The organism is Curvibacter sp. GW821-FHT09D12, from assembly GCF_059416245.1.
The window spans coordinates 1-20,829 of record NZ_JBWKOU010000028.1 but is presented as its reverse complement, the minus strand read 5'-3'; the positions used below and the strand labels follow the sequence as shown (position 1 = coordinate 20,829).

At 58.9% G+C, this 20,829-nt stretch carries 16 protein-coding genes and 2 pseudogenes; 9 read left to right on the top strand and 9 right to left on the bottom strand.

Annotation, left to right across the window (positions count from 1 at the left end):
- The first annotated feature begins 18 nt into the window (after positions 1-18).
- Positions 19-933: a TauD/TfdA dioxygenase family protein gene (locus AC07PT_RS26805; RefSeq protein ID WP_494658724.1), complete on the top strand. Its 915-nt coding sequence runs from the start codon at positions 19-21 to the stop codon at positions 931-933.
- Positions 934-993: 60 nt separating this feature from the next.
- On the opposite strand, the gene AC07PT_RS26800 is transcribed toward AC07PT_RS26805, so the two are convergent.
- From AC07PT_RS26800 to AC07PT_RS26790, 3 genes are all read right to left on the bottom strand, one after another.
- A complete protein-coding gene (locus tag AC07PT_RS26800; protein WP_494658723.1) occupies positions 994-2,343 on the bottom strand; it encodes a sulfatase family protein in 1,350 nt (449 codons plus the stop codon).
- Complete coding sequence (locus tag AC07PT_RS26795; protein ID WP_494658722.1) at positions 2,340-3,434, bottom strand: ABC transporter substrate-binding protein; 1,095 nt, start codon at positions 3,432-3,434, stop codon at positions 2,340-2,342. Before AC07PT_RS26795 ends, AC07PT_RS26800 begins: the two co-directional genes overlap by 4 nt.
- A gap of 411 nt (positions 3,435-3,845) precedes the next feature.
- On the bottom strand, positions 3,846-4,856 hold the full coding sequence (locus tag AC07PT_RS26790; RefSeq protein WP_494658721.1) for a tripartite tricarboxylate transporter substrate binding protein: 1,011 nt from the start codon (positions 4,854-4,856) through the stop codon (positions 3,846-3,848).
- A 236-nt stretch (positions 4,857-5,092) separates the two neighbouring features.
- On the opposite strand from AC07PT_RS26790, the gene AC07PT_RS26785 reads away from it, so the two are divergent.
- Both AC07PT_RS26785 and AC07PT_RS26780 read left to right on the top strand, forming a co-directional pair.
- Positions 5,093-7,306, top strand: coding sequence for a rhodanese-like domain-containing protein (locus AC07PT_RS26785; protein WP_494658720.1), 2,214 nt, complete (start codon positions 5,093-5,095; stop codon positions 7,304-7,306).
- 30 nt (positions 7,307-7,336) lie between these two features.
- On the top strand, positions 7,337-8,179 hold the full coding sequence (locus AC07PT_RS26780; protein WP_494658719.1) for an NADPH-dependent oxidoreductase: 843 nt from the start codon (positions 7,337-7,339) through the stop codon (positions 8,177-8,179).
- A gap of 359 nt (positions 8,180-8,538) precedes the next feature.
- Here AC07PT_RS26780 and AC07PT_RS26775 read toward each other — a convergent pair whose 3' ends face one another.
- The 4 genes from AC07PT_RS26775 to AC07PT_RS26760 all read right to left on the bottom strand — a co-directional run bounded on the left by AC07PT_RS26775 (position 8,539) and on the right by AC07PT_RS26760 (position 12,491).
- On the bottom strand, positions 8,539-9,741 hold the full coding sequence (locus AC07PT_RS26775) for a porin (RefSeq protein ID WP_494658718.1): 1,203 nt from the start codon (positions 9,739-9,741) through the stop codon (positions 8,539-8,541).
- 452 nt (positions 9,742-10,193) lie between these two features.
- The gene (locus AC07PT_RS26770; protein WP_494658717.1) at positions 10,194-11,075 is read right to left on the bottom strand and encodes an SDR family oxidoreductase; all 882 of its coding nucleotides are present in this window, start codon (positions 11,073-11,075) and stop codon (positions 10,194-10,196) included.
- On the bottom strand, positions 11,072-12,148 hold the full coding sequence (locus AC07PT_RS26765) for an ABC transporter substrate-binding protein (protein ID WP_494658716.1): 1,077 nt from the start codon (positions 12,146-12,148) through the stop codon (positions 11,072-11,074). Before AC07PT_RS26765 ends, AC07PT_RS26770 begins: the two co-directional genes overlap by 4 nt.
- Before the next feature lie 19 nt (positions 12,149-12,167).
- The gene (locus tag AC07PT_RS26760) at positions 12,168-12,491 is read right to left on the bottom strand and encodes a hypothetical protein (protein WP_494658715.1); all 324 of its coding nucleotides are present in this window, start codon (positions 12,489-12,491) and stop codon (positions 12,168-12,170) included.
- 361 nt (positions 12,492-12,852) lie between these two features.
- Here AC07PT_RS26760 and AC07PT_RS26755 point away from each other — a divergent pair, with 361 nt between their 5' ends.
- Genes AC07PT_RS26755 through AC07PT_RS26740 form a run of 4 tightly spaced genes read left to right on the top strand, consistent with a single transcriptional unit; the run spans position 12,853 to position 18,230 of the window.
- Complete coding sequence (locus AC07PT_RS26755) at positions 12,853-14,097, top strand: tyrosine-type recombinase/integrase (protein ID WP_494658714.1); 1,245 nt, start codon at positions 12,853-12,855, stop codon at positions 14,095-14,097.
- A gap of 29 nt (positions 14,098-14,126) precedes the next feature.
- Complete coding sequence (locus tag AC07PT_RS26750) at positions 14,127-15,764, top strand: site-specific integrase (protein ID WP_494658713.1); 1,638 nt, start codon at positions 14,127-14,129, stop codon at positions 15,762-15,764.
- A complete protein-coding gene (locus AC07PT_RS26745; RefSeq protein ID WP_494658712.1) occupies positions 15,761-17,818 on the top strand; it encodes a site-specific integrase in 2,058 nt (685 codons plus the stop codon). Before AC07PT_RS26750 ends, AC07PT_RS26745 begins: the two co-directional genes overlap by 4 nt.
- Complete coding sequence (locus tag AC07PT_RS26740) at positions 17,805-18,230, top strand: hypothetical protein (protein WP_494658711.1); 426 nt, start codon at positions 17,805-17,807, stop codon at positions 18,228-18,230. The genes AC07PT_RS26745 and AC07PT_RS26740 overlap by 14 nt, the downstream gene beginning before the upstream one ends.
- Before the next feature lie 663 nt (positions 18,231-18,893).
- Here the strand turns inward: AC07PT_RS26740 and AC07PT_RS26735 are convergent.
- A pseudogene (locus tag AC07PT_RS26735) lies at positions 18,894-19,094 on the bottom strand (transposase domain-containing protein); the annotation flags it as partial.
- Positions 19,095-19,116: 22 nt separating this feature from the next.
- Between AC07PT_RS26735 and AC07PT_RS26730 the strand changes: the two are divergent.
- Positions 19,117-19,323: pseudogene (locus tag AC07PT_RS26730) on the top strand (transposase domain-containing protein); the annotation flags it as partial.
- Positions 19,320-19,823: a hypothetical protein gene (locus tag AC07PT_RS26725; protein ID WP_494658710.1), complete on the top strand. Its 504-nt coding sequence runs from the start codon at positions 19,320-19,322 to the stop codon at positions 19,821-19,823. The pseudogene AC07PT_RS26730 and the gene AC07PT_RS26725, both read left to right, overlap by 4 nt.
- Positions 19,824-20,056: 233 nt before the next feature.
- On the opposite strand, the gene AC07PT_RS26720 is transcribed toward AC07PT_RS26725, so the two are convergent.
- Positions 20,057-20,608, bottom strand: a complete 552-nt coding sequence (locus tag AC07PT_RS26720) for a hypothetical protein (RefSeq protein ID WP_494658709.1) — start codon at positions 20,606-20,608, stop codon at positions 20,057-20,059.
- Between the last annotated feature and the right edge of the window lie 221 nt (positions 20,609-20,829).

The window sequence follows — 20,829 nt, the reverse complement described above, 5'->3', positions numbered from 1 at the left end:
CGATCAGGAGAACCCACGATGAGCAACACCGTTCTGGAACCCACGCACGCCGCCTCAAGCTCGGCGTTCTTTGAACTGCAGCCCCTGGCGGGCAAGCTTGGTGCCGAGGTGCGTGGCCTGCGCCTGTCGGGCGATTTGGCCCCCGCCACCTTCGCCGCCCTCAAGCAAGCCCTACTGCGCCACAAGGTGCTGTTTTTCAAGGGCCAACAGCACCTGGACGATGCTTCGCACCAGGCCTTTGCCCGCCTGTTCGGGCCGCTGGTGGAACACCCGACGGTGCCCTCACGCGATGGCACCCAGATCCTGGAGCTGGATTCGGCCCATGGCGGTCGGGCCGACTCCTGGCACACCGACGTCACCTTTGAGGTCGACTACCCCCAGGTGGCGGTGTTGCGCTCGGTGGTCATCCCGCCCACCGGCGGCGACACTGTCTGGGCCAATACCGTGGCGGCCTACAACGAACTGCCTGCCCCGCTCAAGGGCTTGGCCGATCAGCTCTGGGCCCTGCACGGCAATGACTACGATTACGCCGCCACCCGCGCCAAGCCCGACGCCCATGGCGCCCAGAAATACCGCCAAGTGTTCACCTCTCGCCTGATCGAGACCGAGCACCCTCTGGTGCGTGTGCACCCCGAGACGGGCGAGCGATCCTTGGTTTCGGGCCATTTCATCAAACGCTTCGTGGGCTACAACGGTCAGGACAGCCGCAGCCTGCTGGAACTGTTCCAGAACCACATCACCCGGCTGGAGAACACCGTGCGCTGGCGTTGGAGCGAGGGCGATGTGGCCATCTGGGACAACCGTGCCACCCAGCACTACGCCATCAACGACTATGGCGACCAGCACCGCGTGGTGCGCCGCGTCACCGTGGCCGGGGATGTGCCGGTGTCGGTGGATGGGCAGCGCAGCCGTCCGCGTCAACCGGTCAATTGAGGGTTCGAGGCGCTGCTAGCGCCTCGAATTCGACAAGCGTGCGCTGTTATGGGCGCGGGCTCAAGCCCGTACCCGTTGCCCCCTGTCCGGCGCATAGCGATCGGCCTGGATATCGGGCGTCACGCCGTGGGTAAACACCTCGTCGGTGATGGGCAACTGGGTGCTGTCCCATTGTGCCCACAGGCTCTTGAGATGTTCAAACACCTCGGGGTGCTTGTGGCGCAGATTGGCACGTTCGCGCTGGTCGTTCACCACATCGAACAGGAATTCGTTGTCGTTGATCTTCAGATACTTCCAGTTGCCTTGGCGTACGGCACGCTGGCCCTGCGACTTGTAGCGCCAGAACAGCGTGCGCTGCCAGGGGCGGCGGTCTCCGGTCAGAACGGGCAGGATGTTCTCGCCGTCGCTGGGGTAGTCAGGGTGAGGCTGAAGGCCCATGGCGGCCAGCAGGGTGGGCAGCCAGTCCATGGTGATGGTGACCTGCTCGTTGACCTGTGGGGCCAGGCACTGGGGCCAGCGCAGCAGCGTGGGCACGCGCAGGCCGCCCTCCAGCAATTCGGTCTTCTGCCCCGTGAAGGGCCAGGTCTTGGAGAAGCGCTCGCCACCGTTGTCACTCGTGAAGACCACGATGGTGTTGTGCGCCTGACCCGATTCGTCCAGCGCCTTGAGCACCTGGCCCACGGCGGTGTCCAGTGATTGAACCATCTTGCCGTAGGTGGCCAGGTTGCCGCCGTCGTAATGGAACAGGTCGTTCAGGCTGTGCGACACCGCCTCGTCCTCAGGCCCCACCCAAGGCCAGTGCGGCGCAGTGAAGTGCAGCGACAGAAAGAAGGGCTTGTCGGCCCGGGCCTGTTGCTGCACATAGCGCGAGGCCTCATCGGCCAGGATCTGGGTGTAGTACCCCACGCGTTCCACGGGCACATCGTCTTCCCACAGGTCCCGCGGCACATGCTCGCCCACGCCCGGCTTGTGGGTGAAATAGTCGACGACGCCACTGTAGTTGCCAAAGAACTTCTGATATCCGCTCTTCAGCGGCCCGAAGTGCGGCATGGCGCCCAGGTGCCATTTGCCGATCAGGGCTGTGTGGTAGCCGGCCTCGGCCAGCAGCGAGGGCAGGGTGGGGTGCTCGGGCGGCAGACCCAGGTAGTGGGCGGGTTTGGCGATCGGCTCTTCCAGGCCGCCACGCAGGCGGGTCTGGTAGCGCCCGGTGATCAGCGCGAAGCGGGTGGCCGAGCACACGGCCGAGTTGGAATAGGCCTGGGTGAAGCGAACCCCCTGGTCGGCCAGCCGGTCCAGGTGCGGCGTGGGGTAGTCGGTCTGGCCGTACACGCCCAAATCGGCCCAGCCCAGGTCATCGGCCATGATGAAGATGATGTTGGGGCGGCCGTCGTGCTGGTTGGCGTGGCTCATGGTAGGGGGCGTCCGTTGCGGTCCAGGGCGGGCCAGAACTTCTCGGCCTTCAACTCCTTCAGGGCGGCTTCGACAAACTGCGGGGCTACCCAGGCGTCCACGTCCACGTTCTGCTTGATCAGGCCCAGCTTGAGGCCGTCTGCCACCACCGATTTGTAGACCGACACCGCCGCCTCGTCGATGCGGGGCGAATGGCGTGACTTGAGTGATTCACCATCGAACTCGGCCTTGTACACCGCTTCACCCTGGCCACTCTGATCGCCCCACAGCTGCAGCAGGGCGTTGCGGTTGGCTTCGTCGCTGGCCCATTGCGAAGCGCGAATCAGCTGCTTGACCAGGCGTGTGGTGTGGGCCGGGTAGCGCGTGATGAAGTCATCGGTGGCCAGCAGGCCGGCGTAGATACTGAAGGCTGGGCCCTTGCCCTTGGTGCTGACGGGCAATGTCACGCCCTTGTCCAGCAGCAGGTGCAGGTCTGCGCCGCCAAACGTGGCATCGATGTCGCGGTTGACCACGGCGGCCTTGGAGCCGGGCCAGTCGAGGTTGACGACCTTCAGGTCTTTCTCGGTCAGGCCGGCCTCGGCCAGAAAGACATCGAAGGGGCGCTGGTAGGCCGTCCCCTTGAGCACCGACACCTTGCGCCCCTTGAGGTCGGCAAAGCTCTGGATGCCCGCCCCCGGTGCCACCGCCAGGTAGCTGTTCGAGTTGCGTCCCACCACCGCGATCAATCGGGTGGGCAGGCCGCGCGACTTGCCGATCACCGAGGCCAGGTCGCCCAGGAACACCACATCGAGTTGCTTGGCCGCCACCGCTTCGTTCACAGCTGGGCCGGCGCCGCGGAAGGTGGTCCATTCGATCTTGATGTGCTCGGCCTTGAATTCTTCCTCCAGCCAACCTCGGGCCTTCAGCACCGCGAGCGGATTGGCCCCCGGAAAGGGCTTGGTGCCCGTGCCCAGTTCGGGCGAGCCGATGCGGATCATGGCGGGGGCGCTTTCGGCATGGGTGAACGTGGCGGCTGCGGCCAGCAGCAGGCCAGCGCTGGCGATCAAGGCTCGACGGGTCAGGGCCAGTCGCTTGGAGGGGGTCGAGGGCATGAAATGGGGGCTTGAAGTCTTTGGAACATCGGGGCGGCCTTCAGGCGCGCTCCCGTCATGGCGGAATGTTATGAAAACCCGACTTCATAGCCAAAGAAGTTTGATGCATAAGCTAGCACTTCCAACACATGCCCCGTCGTTTTGTTCTGGAAGGGGACACCTGTGGCGATCATCACCGCTCGAAACCCGCCCGATGAGGTCCACCGAGGCGAGCCAGCGGGCCGGGTGTCGGCTCGGATGGATGCGCAGGTCATCCAAACGCTCTGTCTGCCGGCCCTCGCTTGCGCCCGATCCTCGATCGTTGCACATGCCGTGACCTGGCCTTTCAGCAGGCTGGCCTGGCCGTCTCCATCCCTGGCAGGCGTGACGACCACCCTCAAGCCTGCCGCCGAAGCGCAGTGGCTGGTCCCCTCAGCGCAGCGAGATCCCTGCCGTGCGAATCGCCCGGCTGTAGCGCGGGCGCTCTTGCTGCAGGCTGGTGGCCAGGTCGGCGGCGCTGCCGCCGGCCACTTTGAAGCCCATGTCCTCAAGCTTGTTGCGCAGCTCGGGCGAGTGCAGCACCGTGTCGATGTCGTGGTTCAGTTTGGCCACCACGGCAGCGGGTGTGCCCGCCGGCACGAAGTAGCCCTGCCAGCTTTCCACCGAAAAGCCCGGCACGCCGGCCTCCGCCATGGTGGGCACCTGGGGCAGGGCGGGCGAGCGGTAGTTCGTGGTCACCGCCAGGGCGTGCAGCTTGCCGCTGCGCACATGCTCGGTCACGGCGGCCAGCGTGATCAGGGTGGCCTGGGTGTGCCCGGCCAGCACATCCAGTGCGGCTGGGGCCCCACCCGAATACGGGATGTAGCGCACCTTGGCGCCGGTCTCCTGGCTCAGGATCTCATGGGCCACGTGGGCGATGCCGCCGTTGCCCGGCAGGCCCAGGGTGAGGGTGTCGGGTTGGGCCTTGGCGCGTGCCAGGTAGTCGGCAAAGCTGTTCAGGCCGCTGTTCGGGTTCACCACCAGGATCTGCGGATTCACCACCGCCTTGATCACCGGGGCAAAGGCTTTGTTGGCGTCGTAGGGCAGTTCGGTGAACAGGATGTTGTTCAGCGTCAGGCCCTCACCTTGCTGCAGCAGGGTGTAGCCGTCGGGGGCAGCCCGGGCCACCTTGGCGGCACCGATGTTGCCGCTGGCGCCGGGCACGTTGTCGACCACCACGGGCTGCCCCCACCGCGCGGTCAGCTTCTCGGCCAGGGCGCGTGTCAGCTTATCGGCACTGCCGCCGGCGGCCACGGGTACCACGATGTGCACGGGCCGGTTCGGGAAGGCCGGGGGCTCGGCCGCTGGGGTGGCCGCAGCGGCGGTCAACAGGCCCAGGGCGGCCAGCAGGATCAGCGGGGCGCGCAGCAGGCAGCGGCGGGGCAGGGTGGGGGTGGCATGCATGGTGGGCGCTACTCTAGGCAGGGGTAGCGCTGCCGTGAACGAAGTTCTTCGGCTAAGCATATGCGCACCAGGCGTAGAACCGGGCGCGCAACGGGGCGCGCGGGCCGGCGCGCATATGGTTAGCCGAAATCATTCCTTGGGCGAGCCGGCGGGCGCTTTTAGCCTTGCGCGACCGCAACCTTGCGTTGCCTTGCACCCACCCTTGCACCTGTACTTGTATCTGAAAGACCCATCGCATGAGCCAGACCGACCTCAGCCTCGACTTCAGCGGCAGTGACCTCGCCAGCCGCCGCACCCGTGCGGTGCTGGATTTCATCGCCCATGCGCGCCGCACCGTGCTCGACCCCCAACAGGCCAGCGATGCCCAATTGGCCGAGGTGGCCCAGGCCCTGGCGCAGTTGGGCCTGCGCCGCGAGCTGTTCCCAGAGGCGCACTTTCCGCTCAGCGAAGAGGTGCCGGCCCGGGTCTACCGCCTGTACGAAGACCTGGACGGCCACTATGCCCTGTACGTGTCGGCCGGCCAGCCGGGCAAGGCCCAGCCGCCGCACGACCATACCACCTGGGCCATCATCGCCGGCATCCAGGGCCATGAAGAAAACGTGCTTTACCAGCGCAGCCCAACGGCCGACCCGGCACGTGTCAGCCTGAGCCCCCTCCGCACCGTCGACGTGGGCCCTGGCAGCTACATCACCCTGCAGCCCACGGATGTGCACACCATCGAGCTGGTGGGGGCCGAGACCGGCCTGCACCTGCACTTCTACGGCCTGGGGCTGGACCGCCTGCCCGGGCGCGTGGTGTTTGAAAGCCGCAGCGGTGGCAGCTACCGCACCTTTGCGCCCCCGGCCCTGATCCGCCACCCGCTGATCAGCCCGGCGGCCCTGCGTGAGGCCCTGCTTGACGGCGAAGAGATCGCCTTGCTCGACGTACGCGAAACCGGCGTCTACACCCACGGCCACCTGCTGCTGGCCGCCTCGGCCCCGCTGTGGCGGCTGGAGCTGCTGATCGACCGCCTGGTGCCACGCCGTGGCACCCGCATCGTGCTGGTCGACGGTGACGAGTCGCTGGCTCATGAGGCGGCCCGCAAGCTGGTGCGCCTGGGCTATGCCCAGGTGTCGGTGCTGGAGGGCGGCTCCGAGGCCTGGGCCGCCGCCGGCTTCGAGATCTTTACCGGCACCAACGTGCCCAGCAAGGCCTTTGGCGAGGTCATCGAGCACGACAAGCATACCCCCTGGATCGACGTGGCCGGCCTGAGTCAGGCGCTGGAGAAGGGCCAGAACCTGGTGGTGGTGGACAGCCGCACCCCCGAGGAATTCGGGCAGTTCAGCCTGCCCTTTGCGCACAGCTTGCCCGGGGCCGAGCTGGTCTACCGCATCCATGAGCTGGCGCCCGATCCCGACACCCTGGTGGTGGTCAACTGCGCCGGGCGCACCCGCAGCATCGTGGGTGCCCAGACGCTGATCGACGCCGGCATCCCGAACCGCGTGGTCTCGCTCAAGGACGGCACCATGGCCTGGCTGCTGGCCGGGCAGAGCCTGGCGCACGGGCGCAGCGCGGCCCTGCCCGAGCCTTCGCCCCAGGGCCTGGCCCGGGCGCGTGAGCAGGCTGCCCGGGTGGCCGAACGGGCCGGTGTACAGCGCCTCGACGCAGCGGGCCTGGTCCGTCTGCAGCGCCACCGCCATGAGCGATCGCTGTACCTGTTCGACGTGCGCACCCGTGATGAGTACCAGGCCGGCCACCTCGAGGGCTGGCGCTGGGCCCCGGGTGGGCAGCTGGTGCAGGCCACCGATGAATACGTGGGCACGCGCCGCAGCCGCATCGTGCTGGCCGACTGGGACGGTGTGCGTGCGCTGACCACGGCCGCCTGGCTGGCCCAGCTCGGTGGACATGAGGTCTATGTGTTCACCCCGCCTGCCCAGGCCACCACGGTGACCGGCCCCGAGCCGGTGCGTGTGCTGGCCTCGCAACCTGCCGCAGCCCGGCTGTCGCCGCTGCAACTGCAGGCCTGGCAACAGCAGGGCGACGTGCAGGTCTTCGATGTCGATCGCCGTGCCGAATTTGAGCGCCGCCACATCCCCGGGAGCCGCTTTGCCGTGCCCGACCGGCTACAGGAATTTGCCGGTGGTGCCGACGACCAGACACCGATCGTCATCACCTCGCCCGATGGCGTGCTGGCGGCCACCGTGGCGGCCGAGCTGGCCCGGCGCCTGCTGGCGCGCACCGTGCGCAGCCTGGCCGGCGGCACCGAGGCCTGGGCCGCTGCCGGCCTGCCCCTGCAAAGCGGTGCCGACGGCGTGCTCACGGGGGACGACGACCACTGGTACAGCCCTTATGCCCATGCCGACCTGGCCCAGCGCGATGCGGGCTTCAAGGCCTACCTCGATTGGGAGCTGGGCCTGGTGGCCCAGCTGGAGCGCGAGGGCGATATCGGCATCCAGCTGATCCCGGCCTGACCCGCCGGCACCCACCCCTTGGAGATCTCCATGACCCACGAAACCTTTGACCTGAACCCAGCCCTGACCGCCCGCTACGGCAACCCGCAGGCCACGCTGCCCACCCCGCCCGCACAGGCCCAGACCGCGGTGCTGCAGCACCTGCTGGCACACCGATCCGTGCGCGCCTACCTGCCCGACGCCCTGCCAGAAGGCACCTTGGCCCATCTGGTGGCCGCCGCCCAATCGGCACCCACCTCATCCAACCTGCAGGCCTGGAGCGTCCTGGCCGTCACCGACCCCGAGCGCAAGGCGCGCCTGTCCGAGTGGTCGCGCGATCAGGCTCACATCCGCCAGGCGCCGCTGTTCCTGGTCTGGCTGGCCGACCTCTCGCGCCTGGATCGGCTGGCCCAGCGCCTGGGCCAGCCCTCGGATGCCAACCAGTACCTGGAGCAGTTTCTGGTCGCCAGCATCGACGCCTCGCTGGCCGCGCAAAATGCCGTGGTCGCCGCCGAGGCCCTGGGCCTGGGCACCGTCTACATCGGGGCCCTGCGCAACCGCGCCCCCGAGGTGGCCGCTGAACTGAAGCTGCCGTCGCACGTGTTTCCACTGTTCGGCCTGTGCGTGGGTCACCCTGATCCAGCCCAGCCCGCGGCCGTCAAGCCGCGCCTGGCGCAGTCGGTGGTGCTGCACCACGAGCATTACAGCCCCGAGGCCGAAGCCGGCGAGGTGCCGCGGTACGACCAGTCCATCCAGGCCTTTCAGCGCGATCAGGGCCTGCCCCCCGTGCCGTGGTCGCAGCAGGCCAGCCAACGCGTGGCCGGGCCGCAAAGCCTGTCGGGGCGGGATCACTTGCGGCGCTTCATTACCTGGCAGGGGTTTGAGCTGACTTGAAGCTTCTCCTGGATGCCGCCTTTGGAGCCCGGCCCGGCGCCGGGTTTTTGATTGGATTTGATTTTTAAGGTGAATGCTGGTTGATTATCTCCAACCATGGATATGCAAAATAATGATCACCCCATTTTGTCGTCTGTCACAAAATAGATCCGGAGCACAGAAATCGATTGGGTCTTTCATCGATCCAATGGAGGGGATTTTTTCCTTGTGCTTCTGCGATGTCTCCTAGCTCTGACTTTCGTCAGTTGAATCCCTCGGTCAGTCGATGACTGGGGGTTTTTTTTTGGCATGAAAACCACACGCAAAAAAGCCGCCACCCGAAGGTGGCGGCTTTGGCATTCAAGCGGGTTTGGAGAAGATCAGAAACGCACGCGGATGCCGGCGTCAATACCTGTGGAGGATCCATTCACGTTGGCGGCACCGTTCACGCCACCAAAGCCGGCCGAGCTGAACGAGGCAGCATTGAGGCTGGCGCCACCCGAATTGCTCACGCGCGACACGGTGCCGTAAACAGCGGTGCTCTTGGAGAAGTTGTACACATAACCCACGGCAAACTTGTTGGCCTTGCCGGCGCTGTCGAGTTTGGCGCTGCTCAGTTGGGCCAGCACATTGCCGGCGCCCACCGGTGCATTCACGCCCAGCGACCAGCCCTTGACGGCCTTGGTGTTGCCCAGGCTGATGAAGTCGTTGTACTTCTGCTGTGAGACTGTGGCCAGCAGTTTGGCCACGCCGAAGTCGTACGAGCCGCCGAAGTTGGTGTCGGTGTAGTTGCCGAAGGTGCCGAAGGCACCTAGGCTGTTGGTGGCATTTCCGAACGACTGGGCACCGTTGTTGATGTACTTGGTCTGGCCGTAGGCGGCTGCCACGTCGAACGGGCCCTTGGCGAAGCCGGCGCGCAGACCGTAGTAGCGGCCGTTGTCGGACGAATCCACGGTGGTGCCCGCACTGTTGACCTGGGTGGCGGTGCTGGCCTGGTTGCCGAAAGCGACCGTGCCTTGGCCGTAGAAGCCGCCCAGGTTGGTGGGCAGCAGGTAGCTCACGCCATTGGAGGCCCGCACAAAGGTGGCGGCGGCACCGGTGTAGTTGGTGATGATGGCGCCCACGCTGCCGGCCCCAAAGGGATCGAAGACGGTGTAGTTCCAGAAGCTGGGCACGATGTCGCGGCCCAGGCGTACTTCTCCGAAGTTGCCCGACAGGCTCACGGTGGCACGGCGGTTGAAGGTCAGGCCGCCGGCGGCCACGGCGCCTGTGGAGGTGGCGCCGTTATTGGTGTTGGTACCGCTGCTGCCGATGCCGCTGTTGGCTGCAATGGCGGCTTCCAGCCAGAAACTGGCGGCCAAGCCGCCGCCCAGGTCTTCGGTGCCGCGAAAGCCCAGGCGGCTGGCTGTGTTGCCCGATGGGGCGATGCCGCTTTGGCGGCCAGCGTTGCTTTTTACGCTTTCAAAGGCCAGGTCCACCACACCGAACAGGGTGACGGACGATTGCGCGTGGGCGCTGGCGCCCAAGGCCAGGGTCAGCACGGCGGCGGTAGAAAGGGCGGAGCGGACAAATCGAATCTGCATGGGTTTTCCTGATGGAGTTAATAGGTGAATCGAGGTGAAAGGTGATTTCAAGACCTGAACCCGGTCATGGGGCAGGGGGCGTCGGCCGATTAATTTCGGTCATGGGGCCTCTGTTCAGGTCTTAGGTTGTGACTCTAGAGAGCCCTCGGCCTGGCCCATATCAGGAATTCAAAGAACCATCGATGGATATTTTCGGCACACATGGGTTTTTGAAAGTCGCCTGTCATTAAATGGCTGAGTCTTGGCTTTTCAGATTAATTTGATGTGAATTGCAAGTAATCAAAACTGCATGCATGTGAAATTCAAATGACATCAGCTGGCCCCCTTTCTTCATCAGATATCGATATTCGAACCGGCTGTAGTCAAATCACCACAGTCTGGCTTTTGCCGCACCATGAAAAATGCCGGCCAGGGGCCGGCATGGGGCGAGTGGCTGGGCACCGTGCGGCCGCTCAGTCGCTCAGCAGTTCGCGCAGAAAGCCTTCCGGTCCGTCCAGGCGGCGGGCCGGCCGGCCCAGGGTTTGTGCCACGGTGTCGGTCACCGGGGCGGCCACACCGCTGCTGATCCAGTGATAGAACTGGGCGTGCACCTGTTGCAGGTAGCTGGGGTTGGGGGCCACTGGGGCCGGCGCAGGGGCTTGCCACCGGATTGGTCGGCCGGCCAGCGCGCTCAGGCGCTGGGCCAACTCGGCGTGGTTCAGGGCCTCGGGCCCGGTCAATTCAAGCGGTGTGCTGGGCAGGGCGCCCGGGTGGAGCAGGGTGTGCACGGCCACGTCGGCGATGTCGCGGATGTCGATGTACGACACCTGGGCCTCACCAAAGCCGCCGCCCAGCACATCGCCTGCCCGCAGCGCGGCGGCCAGCGGGGCCAGCACCACTTGGGCCCAGGCGTTGGGGCGCAGCACGGCGTGCGGCAGTCCGCTGTCGGCCAGGGCCTGCTCGACCTCACGGTGGGCGTCGCCGCTCCAGGTGCGGCCGTGCTCTAGGGTCCAGGCCGAGCCCGAGAGCTTGACCAGCCTGGGTACGCCGGCCTGGCGTGCCGCCTGCACAAAGTGGCGCTGGTGCCGGGCCAGATCGGGGCTGATGGGGGAGAGCAGAAACGCCGCCCTCACTCCGCTCAAGGCGCGCTGCAAGGTGCCCGGCTCGCCCAGCTCGCCCTGGCTGAGCTCCACACCGGCCTGGGCCAGGTGGACGGCCAAGGTGTTCTGCCGGCTCAGCACGCGCACTCGCACGCCCTGGGCCAGCAGGCCGGCCACCACCAGGCGACCCAGGCGTCCGCTGCCGCCACCCACCAGCACCGGACGCGGGTCCGGGTGGGGCCGTGGCGGGCTCATGCCGCCTCCGGCACGGGGTGGCTGAGGCTCTCCAGCGGCGTGGCGTCGACCCAGCCGGCCACATCAAAGTCGGCGACCAGAAAGCCCTGCTGCAGCAAGAAGCCCTTGAAATGGTCGACCGCGTCGAGCAACTCGGGTGCCAGGCTCAGACCCAGATGGCGATGCACCTCGGGCCCGTTGCTGGCCAGCACGGCCTCTTCGGTGCTGCCAATCTCGCGGGCCACGAAACGCAGCGTCTCGTCGGGGTGAGCTGCGGCCCACTCGCCGCTGCGGCGCACCACGGCCAGCAGGCGTCGCACCAGATCGGGCCGGTCGCGGGCCAGGGCTTCATCCACCGTCAGCAGCCGTGGGGTGCCGTTGTTGATGCGCACACGCGGGTCGGGATGACGTCCGGTCTCGACCACCGTCTGGGCGCCGATCAGGTTGGCCACCACGATGCCCTCGGCCCCCTTCACGAACACGGCATCGACCTCGCCGCGTTCCAGCGCGCTGATCTCGGCGAAGTAGGGGTGGCGACGGCGCAGGCCATGCAGGCTGGCGTGGCCGGGGCCCAGCAGCACGGGCTCGGTGATCGGCAGATCCACCGGAACGATGTCGCTCCAACTCAGGCCGGCCGTGCCCAGCGCCGAGTAGAGGCCCTTGAGCGCGGTGGCCCGGTGGAAGTCGATGGTCTCGCCAGCGCGCAAGGGCACGCCCAGGCGGCGGCCGGCCAGGTCGGCCGCGCTGCGCAGCGTGCTGTCGCGCCGGGCGATCACCGCCTGGAACTCATCGGTCCAGGTCAGGGACACCAGCCGGGTGGCGGCGCCCTGGGCGCGCGCCCACAACGGCGGGATGTTGCCACCTTGTCGGAACGACCAGGCCAGGTGGTGGCTGAAATGGCTTTCGCGGATGGCCTTCAACGGGCTGTCGATGATCGATTTGACCTGCAGGCCCAGGGGCTGGAACTCGGCCTCCAGCCAGCCCAGGCGGGCGGCGATGCCCAGCGGCGAGGGCACGGGGCAGCGGGTGTACCAGAGCACGGTGCCAGGGGCGTCCGTGCTGGTGTCGGCCGGGGTGGCCTCGGTGTTGCTCATGGGGTCTCCGTTCAGGGTCTCAGGCCGCCAGCCACACATGGGCCAGGTTGCCGGCCACGCCCAGCGCACTCACGGTGTGCTGGTGCACACGGGGGCTGGACACGGTCAGGTTGTCGGGCGCCACCAGGGTGATGTCGGGCAGGTCGCGCACGATGGCTTTCTGGATGGCTATCCACTGCGCCTGGCGTTTGGCCAGGTTGGTCTCGATCGCTGCGGCCTCCAGCCATTGGTCGACCTCGGGGTTGGCATAGCCCGAGCCGTTGGAGAACGGCAGGCCGCGCTTGAAGTTCTTGGACCAGTACAGGCGCTGGATGCCCACCGTGGGGTCGAAGGTATTGCTCATGCCGCCGAAATTGAAGTCGAAGTCGCGGTCGGTGTAGATGCGCTTGATGTCACACCCGAACAGAGGTCAATGGACATCCACACCTACAAGTTGAAAGTTGGACATGCGTATCAATTCTGGACACACTGAATCTGTCATGAGGCCGCGAAGCGGCCCCCCCTTGGCATCTTTCCTGGAGGCAGTCGACAGCACTTGGGCTGTCGTGTTGCGACACGCCACAACCTCGCTCTTAAACCGAGCTAAACGGCGCATACCTCGCAAGCTCCTCAGTTTGCAGACTTGCTACTTTTTAATGTGCATTACGTGCCCGACATAATTTCTTTTTTTCTAAAGTGGGTTTATTTATATTCGGGGGTAAGCTGTGGCGCGACTTGAGTTTATTAATTTTCAACCGTGGCATTTTGATTTTGATAAATTGAATGAATTCCTTGTCATTGATAAATTTAGGAAGTCTGCTAGACAGCTTCCGCAAATATATTGGGATGATGGCACTGATTGGCCGGAGGTGAATTTGTGGGCACTTCATAAAACAACAGCTGATGGCAAGAAGAGTCAAACAGTCCTTGCACTTATGCGGCACATGAAAGCTTACGCCGAATATCTAGAAAATAATGGGCTTGATTGGCGTAGTTTTCCGATGGTCAAAGAGCTTCGGGTCTTAGTTAAATTTAGAGGCTATTTAATAGGGGCAATAAAGAATGGCGATATATCGTCAAGTACTGCAAGTGCTCGTATGTCTGCGATCATTCAATTCTATAGATATTGTCTTGCGAATGATTTCGTGAGTAGTAACGCGGAGATGTGGACGGAGAAGGTAGTTGTCGCGCGTTGGCAGGATACGGCTGGATTTGGGAGATCAATGTCACGTGCAACATCTGATTTAATTATCCCAAATAGAGGAAAGACTGGATCTATCTTGGAGGATGGATTGATGCCTCTCTCTGCTGATTCGGTCATTAAATTGCTTGAATTTGTGGTTAAGACGCAAACGATTGAGGTTTGTCTTATATTGAGCCTTGGATTTTTTACTGGGGCGCGAATTGGGACAATTATCGGAATTCGTTGGGAGAATATTTATATCGCCCAGCCAGATCCGTTTGTGGAAGGTATTTATCTTCTTCCTGTGGGACCAAAATCTGGTGTTCCAACAAAGAATGATGTGAATGGTCATTTAATGATTCCGACTCAGCTTCTTAATGATTTGAAAAAATATTGCGAATCGGAGCGGCGATTGCTTAGGCAGAATCTCGCTATATCTGAGAATAAATCTCTAATTTTTTTGACCCGTTTGGGTAATACGTACACCGTTAAGACAGTTGACCGTTTGGTAGAGAATTTAAGGGCCGCCGCTCTGGCGGCTGGCTTTGAATTCATGAATAATTTTAAATTTCATCAAACACGTGCAACATTCGGAACTTCCTTGATGCAAATGGCGTTAGATGTACTGCGCCCAAGTGATGCAATAGATTTAACGCGAAGGGCGATGCTCCATGCACATGAGGCGACGACTTTTCGATATGTAAAATTTATTCAAGATGCAAAAGTAAAGTCCGCTCTTGCAAATGAATTCACTAGGGTTTTTGGCGGGCTGAATAAGTTGAGTTAAATGGGGGCTCGTATTTTAAGGAAACTGCTATGTTGGATTTTCCGTCCCTTAGTTATGGACGTTTCGTAACCCCATTTGATCTGACCCCTCTTTTGTATTCGGGTGGTGCTAGGGCGAAAGCAAATAAGGTGGCCTCTATGATTGAGAAAGGTGAGTTGGGAGTTTTGCTGAAAGAGCGGATACCTTTGGTTGAAAAAATTCATCAAGAGCTTAACGGTGTTTTGGTCGGCGGTGGTAGCCGGATGACGCTGAATGGTAAAATTCAGGCCTTTAGATGTTTCTTTTCTTGGGTGGATCAGCAAGGCCTTGTACTTAATATTAATGATGTACAGCAAATATATCTGCTCTGGACTGATTCTGAGGTTGATAGAGTCCGGTCAGGTGAGGGATTAGACGAGCGTGGAACTTACATGCGTGCCGCAGCTGTTGGCAATACTCTCATGACTGTTCTTGATGGATGGATTCCATTAATTAGTTTGTCACGATTGAAAATACCTAAGAATCATTCTAGGTCAATAAGCCCAAAGTCTGAGAAGCAGAATCTGCGAAATACATTTCGTTTTGCAGGTGCACTTGTTAAGATTTGTGATGCTTTTACTGCTGACGCCGTTCTTATAGATGATTTACCGTTATGTGTTCATTTTGCAGATGCGCAGAAGCTGGAATTCTGGTGCAAAATGCAGCCTAGTTTCCGTGTTCAGGCACTGAGGGAATGTCGCGGGATTGAAAGGCGTTATCCATTATTAAATATAAGAATAGAGGCTGAATTATTGATTTTTATATCTCAAACTGGAATGAATCTGGCTCAGTCGATTCGATTGCAGATTCGAGATTTTCAATATGTCTCGTATTTGGATGGGTATCGTGTTCGAGATAGAAAAGAGCGTAGAGGTGGAGATGTGATTTTTGAAATATTTTCTGAATATAAGCAGCATTTCGAAAGATACCTCGCATGGAGAAGAAGCATCTTTGGCGAAAGCACGCTGCTATTTCCATTTGTCAAGAAACATGGTGCACTGCAAGATTCTCAAATGCTTTTGAAGAGAGTGAGAGATATCTGCTCAAAACTCAATATTATCTTTGTTCCGCCTCAGTCTCTTAGGAAAACTAGAGTTAACTGGTTGCTTCGAAGGAGCTCTGATCCTGATATCACTGCCGAAATGGCACAGCATACGAAAAAGACACTTTTAGATCAATATGAAAGGCCAAGCCAACAGCGCGCAATGAGTGAAGTCATACAGTTTTGGTCAAAATACGATCCATACTTGGCATCACAAGGTGCTATCGCTCCCGGAGAGTGTGACGGAAAAGCTGTGACTAAGCCAAATATTCCTGATGGTGCACCTGTTCCTGATTGTATTCGCCCATCGGGGTGTATATGGTGCGAGCACCATCGTGATATCGATAGCATGGACTATGTATGGGCACTTATCAGTTTTCGCTTTCTCAAAACTATTGAGCTTTCAAGATGGAGAGGGCCTGTTGAAAGCCGGATGCCTCATCCGGTGGATCTTGTCATTGATGGAATAACAGAGAAGCTGCGCTGGTTTTCTGATTCAAGCCCGATTCGAAAGAAGTGGGTTGTAGAGGCCGAAGCGAGAATTGCTGAAGGTTATTATCATTCATCTTGGGTAAATTTGATCGAGAATGCAGAAAAAACATCATGAGTTTACTAATTGAATCTTTTGGGCTCCGTCTTTCAAACATAGAAATTTCCACTGCTTCACGGTGTTATCGTCCACCGCATTGGCCGCCTCCGAAGGACTGGGTTGTTAGTGTCGATAAGTTGGGTAATCCTCTTTCATATTACGGTGATAGCATTTGGGATTTTTCTCCTTGGGCTGGCAAGGTATTTAGGATTGATTTAAGTGGCGACAATGCGAAGCTGGGGATCAGGCCTCAGAAAATTGAAGGTAAAAATCTGGATATTCTTCGTATGGTCGCTGCTTGGTTCTTGTGGGGGCCGGATGCACTTCGCGAGATTAGAACCTTTAAGACTAATTTCGTGATATTTAGACGTTTTGTTTCATTTTGTAGTGAAAACAATGTGCAAGCGGATAGCTTGAGTAGATTTCCAGCATTGCTGGATCAATATATTTCAATAGTCCCAACGTCGGTGTTTTCGAAGAATTTATATATTTTCCACAAACTCTGGGAGCGTCGAGAGGAAATTGGCATAGAGTTGCTGGACCAACGAGCGCTTGCCAGGTTGGCTGAATTGCAGTCAAAACACGAAGTGGTTCAAACTGCGTATATTCCTCCTAGAATCTGGGGGTATCAGATGCGCAGACTCCGGCAGTGTATCGATGATTTCAATGCGCATCTTGGTGCAATTGAAGATTGTTTTAATTTTTGCTTGAATGCTTATTCATATAATTTTGGTTCCCTTGAGAAAGCTCTTGATAGAAAAGGGATTAAAAATCAGGCTAGGTTGCCATTTCAGGATGGCGACAACAAATATCGTTCTGTTGCAGCAGATGTTGTAGTGCATGGAAGCTTTTCCAAAACTCTTGAACGCCACGGTCTAGAGGAGTTGTTTAATCGATGGATTCCGCGTCCAAAGGTCGGCTGGACAATAAAGCAGTTTTCCACTTATTTTTCACTTGTTCAATTGGCTGGGCGAGCTTATTTGACGAGCTTCACTCTACAAAGGGCGGACGAGTGCCAGTCCTTGCGTTCAGATTGCCTGCTTTGGGAGGATGATCCGAAGTTAGGTCGTATTCCAATGATTTGTGGGGAGACAACAAAAACTAATAAAGATAGTGATGCCCGATGGCCTACAAGTCCAAGTGTGGAGTTCGCAATGAAAGCGCTAATTTCGATCGCTAAAATGAGGATGCGTTGCGCAGTATCTGATCCATACGCAAAGCCATCAAGTAGTGATCAGGTAAATCCTCGACTATTTGATCGCGCTTATGAGCCCTGGGGTGGTCGTAATGATGCGTCTATAACATATGCTCTTCGGCCAACAAATAAAACTTATAAAAAAGAGCTTTTGAGATTTCCTAAGCTTTTCGATCCCGAGGTTTTGAAGATTAAAGAAGATGATTTGCGGACTGCATTGTTATTGACGCCAAATCTAAAGCCTGAGGATGGGTACTCCATTGGTGCGGTATGGCCATTTGCATGGCATCAGCTTCGCCGTACAAGTGCTGTTAATATGTTCGCATCAGGACTTCTATCTGATTCTTCACTTCAATTTCAAATGAAGCATGCATCCCGTTTGATGCCACTATATTATGTGCGTGGATACAATCGTCTCCCTGTTAGTGAGGGTGTGGGTGCTGTGGTTGTAGCTGCTATGTATGAGGTAATGAGTCATCGATTAGTCCAATTAACTAGTGAACGATACGTATCACCATATGGTACTGAAAGAAAGGCGGAAATCATGGTGAAACTAATTGGAGAGAAATCTGCCCAGCAGTTGTCTGTTGCGGGTAGTCGTGGGGAAACAGCTTTTCGCGAAATGCGGTTGGGAGCATGTACTAGGATTGGACCATGCCCATATGGAGGTATTGAGTCTGTTTCCCGCTGTGGAGGTGGTGATGGCAAGGGGCCTTGCGCAGATGCGCTCTTTGATCGTGATAGGCATGCATCAGTTCGTGATCAATTAAGATTGACTAAAATTGAAATGAAAGGACTGAGTAAGACGAGTGTCAAATTCAAAGCATTAAAAGCTGAAATCATTGCATTGGAGATTTTTATTAATGCTCTCAAGTAAAGACCAAAAATCCGTAGAAACGCGCTTGCGTGAAGCTTTTCTAAGATTGAAGAAAAATCAACCAGTGATATTGCCGCCAGGGAGTCGCATAAGTAAAAGCAATGTTGCCCGTGAGGCTGGATATAAAGACCCCAGCTCTTTTAGGCGCGAAAGATTTCCTACACTTGTTTGGGAAATACAGGCGCACGAGGAGATGGTCGCGAGCGCACATCCATCGGCCTATTATAAAAAAAAGCAAAGACGTATTGAAAAGGCATCGTTTGATCAGAGATTCGAGCAGGTAAAGGCGCAAAGAGATGAAGCTCAAAGTAAGCTGATTAGCCTTCGAAGGGCATATCTTGAGTTGTTAAAAGAAAATAACGAGCTCAGGACAAATTTCGATAAAATAAATCCTGTTGTGAAAATACTATGAGGGCTTATGAGATTGGTATCTGTTTTTGCCACGTCATAAAAATTATTTCATTATTTCCACGCTATTAATTTTCCTTCTGAGTAGTTTTTAATGAACTGGCTCAGTTCGCCGGGAAATAAATTGGAATAAAACTTCGGTCAGGGCCGGGTTTCTGTCTTCCCCCCCCCCCCCCCGCGTCAGAATAGTTGTCTACAGGGACTTTCCAAGTGGTTCAAGATGAATTTCTTGATATGGTCCCAGTTGATGGACGTATCGATCGAACTGCTTGAAACAAGGAGCAGACTGCACATCTACAGTCGGGCTTGTCGCATAAAGTGCGGCCCCAGATACAGACCGCTTAACAAGGCTCCATTCGACTTGCGTGCTACACATGGTGTTCACCGGCAACTAGTCGAGCTTGCCTGCTGCCGGTCTGACCTGTTCAATGCATCTTCGATTTCACATCTAAACAGGAAGTGCTGTTCTTCAGGGCTCGCCAGTGTTCAGAGGCATTGGTTAACCCGTTGATAGATATAGGGAAAGTTGTGCGCCAGTGAAAGAAATCGTTCGGGCGAATTTTCGTAAGCAACCGGCTAAGTCATCTATCCAGAGCCCTGGCCATAGGGAATTCATTTCCACGCCCATTAGCGCGGACATGAGGCCACTTCAATTTCTGTCTTGAATTCAGCCTTCGCGTACACCAGTCCATTTGTGGGGCAGTAATTCCGCAATCCGGCTGGCCTTGTGCGTAGGCAGTCGGGTCAGCACATCGCGCAAGTAATCGTACGGGTCAAGTCCGGTGAGTTTGGTGCTCTGGATCAGGCTCATGATGGCCGCTGCTCTTTGGCCTGCTAGTTGGGTGCCCGCAAACAACCAGTTTTTTCGATTATGTGAAGCTTCACATAATCGAAAGGCATGGCTCTTCGCCGGCAGAGAACTTGCTGGCCAGCGCACGGCCATGGCGATGAGCCTGGTGCAGTCGGCACGATTCAAAGGGCACGATCCCTGGGCCTACCTGCGCGACGTGCTGCAGCGGCTGCCGACGCAGCCGAACAGTCGGATCGAGGACTTGCTGCCGCACCGACGGCAGCCATCGTGCAGCGCAGCGCCATGACCTTGCTCACGCAGTCCGTGATGGGTCGGGCGAACATCGACGTTAACCGCATGAGCGCGCAGGACAAGGTTGCACTGGCCGACGACATCCGGTCCCGGCAGCCAAACTTGCTCGCCTCAATCCTCGTGTTGCCCCGCTACGGGGTCGATCTGCTACAGCTTGAGGTGCCAATCCACGTCTTGCTGGTTGTGTTCCAGGCAATGAAGCACTGCGGGTATGCCTTGCCAACGATCTCTGAGGACGTCCAGGAAGCCTGCTTGAAGCGGCTGACGGCGATGATGAGGTTCACCGAGGGCGTGCCGCCAAACTTGGTTGAGCTGATGATCGCGAAGATTTGCGTCGACCACCCGGAGCGGCACCTGCTCGTGTTCGTGTACGGCCACCTCGGCGAGCACGACCTGCTGCGCGTGAGAACCGACGCCGAGAAGTACCTGCTGCTGGCCTGCCTCAACCTCGTTGAGTGCGTGGCCTACATCGGAGCACAGCTGCAGTCCAAATGAGCTGCGTGCGGTCTGTCAAGATGGGTTGACTGGACGCTCACGCTGCGGCGGCTGCACCAACGCATCACCGCCGGCCGGCAAGGGGCGTGAAGGGGCAGCGGATGGAGAATGCAAGCAGCGGACGAAATCGCTGCTACCCCTTGAACGTCTGCTGCTCTGTCTACCCAAGCCTGCACTGAGAAATCCAGAAGCGGGACATTCCAAGCACGTAGCCCACGCGTCAACAATTTACGTTAGCCCTGCGGATCGAATTTTCGACTGGTCCGGATAGTCACGGTCAGGATGCTGAAACCCTCCGGTCGTTCTTCCTCGTCAACACCGTTGGGCGGTGGCCCCCCGCCGCCGCCGAGGGGAAACTTCGGATGGTCTTTGACGATGTTGAAATGAAGCAACTTCTCGATACGCAGCATGTCCACTGCACGTTCGATGAAGGAGGTTGCTATGCCAGCAAGGATCGTCTTGAATGAGTTGGTGTAGGAGCCCGAACTGATAACCCTTGGAATCGTTATCTTCGTGGACTTGAACCGAGCAACTGGTGGCTTGCTTTCGCAGTACGAAACGAGATCGTCTATCAGATACTTCCACGCGATATTTCCAGGCAGATCCAGACGTTCGCCGATCGGTACGGTCCCCGCACTCAATCCGGCCATCGCCAACATGGAAGTCCCCAAATGAGACGCGCTCCCGGCGGCAGCACCAAAGGCTGTGGGCCACAGGAGCATGTAGGGCTGCTTAGGCGGCTGCTTGGTCCTCGGAATGAGCAGATAGCGACCATAGGCTTTCAAGCCAGGATTGGCTGCTGTGACGCCCGGGAGGAGGTAGCTCGCACGGTGGGCATTGATCCGTGTTCCACCCGCGGAAGCTTTTGCGATACCCGTCGTGACTTCGATCGGTCCGCAACAAAGCTCAAACAGTTTCCGCTCTTTTTCTGTAAGCGTCCTGGCAAGTCATCTACCCAACCCTGCGCCGCCGCCTGAGGATCCAACCCACCAATCACTCCCCTTGG

Excerpts from the sequence above, each read along its gene's own strand:
- AC07PT_RS26805 (WP_494658724.1), top strand. The coding sequence starts at position 19 with ATGAGCAACACCGTTCTGGAACCCACGCACGCCGCCTCAAGCTCGGCG.
- AC07PT_RS26800 (WP_494658723.1), bottom strand. The coding sequence starts at position 2,343 with ATGAGCCACGCCAACCAGCACGACGGCCGCCCCAACATCATCTTCATC.
- AC07PT_RS26795 (WP_494658722.1), bottom strand. The coding sequence starts at position 3,434 with ATGCCCTCGACCCCCTCCAAGCGACTGGCCCTGACCCGTCGAGCCTTG.
- AC07PT_RS26790 (WP_494658721.1), bottom strand. The coding sequence starts at position 4,856 with ATGCATGCCACCCCCACCCTGCCCCGCCGCTGCCTGCTGCGCGCCCCG.
- AC07PT_RS26785 (WP_494658720.1), top strand. The coding sequence starts at position 5,093 with ATGAGCCAGACCGACCTCAGCCTCGACTTCAGCGGCAGTGACCTCGCC.
- AC07PT_RS26780 (WP_494658719.1), top strand. The coding sequence starts at position 7,337 with ATGACCCACGAAACCTTTGACCTGAACCCAGCCCTGACCGCCCGCTAC.
- AC07PT_RS26775 (WP_494658718.1), bottom strand. The coding sequence starts at position 9,741 with ATGCAGATTCGATTTGTCCGCTCCGCCCTTTCTACCGCCGCCGTGCTG.
- AC07PT_RS26770 (WP_494658717.1), bottom strand. The coding sequence starts at position 11,075 with ATGAGCCCGCCACGGCCCCACCCGGACCCGCGTCCGGTGCTGGTGGGT.
- AC07PT_RS26765 (WP_494658716.1), bottom strand. The coding sequence starts at position 12,148 with ATGAGCAACACCGAGGCCACCCCGGCCGACACCAGCACGGACGCCCCT.
- AC07PT_RS26760 (WP_494658715.1), bottom strand. The coding sequence starts at position 12,491 with ATGAGCAATACCTTCGACCCCACGGTGGGCATCCAGCGCCTGTACTGG.
- AC07PT_RS26750 (WP_494658713.1), top strand. The coding sequence starts at position 14,127 with ATGTTGGATTTTCCGTCCCTTAGTTATGGACGTTTCGTAACCCCATTT.
- AC07PT_RS26745 (WP_494658712.1), top strand. The coding sequence starts at position 15,761 with ATGAGTTTACTAATTGAATCTTTTGGGCTCCGTCTTTCAAACATAGAA.
- AC07PT_RS26740 (WP_494658711.1), top strand. The coding sequence starts at position 17,805 with ATGCTCTCAAGTAAAGACCAAAAATCCGTAGAAACGCGCTTGCGTGAA.
- AC07PT_RS26725 (WP_494658710.1), top strand. The coding sequence starts at position 19,320 with ATGACCTTGCTCACGCAGTCCGTGATGGGTCGGGCGAACATCGACGTT.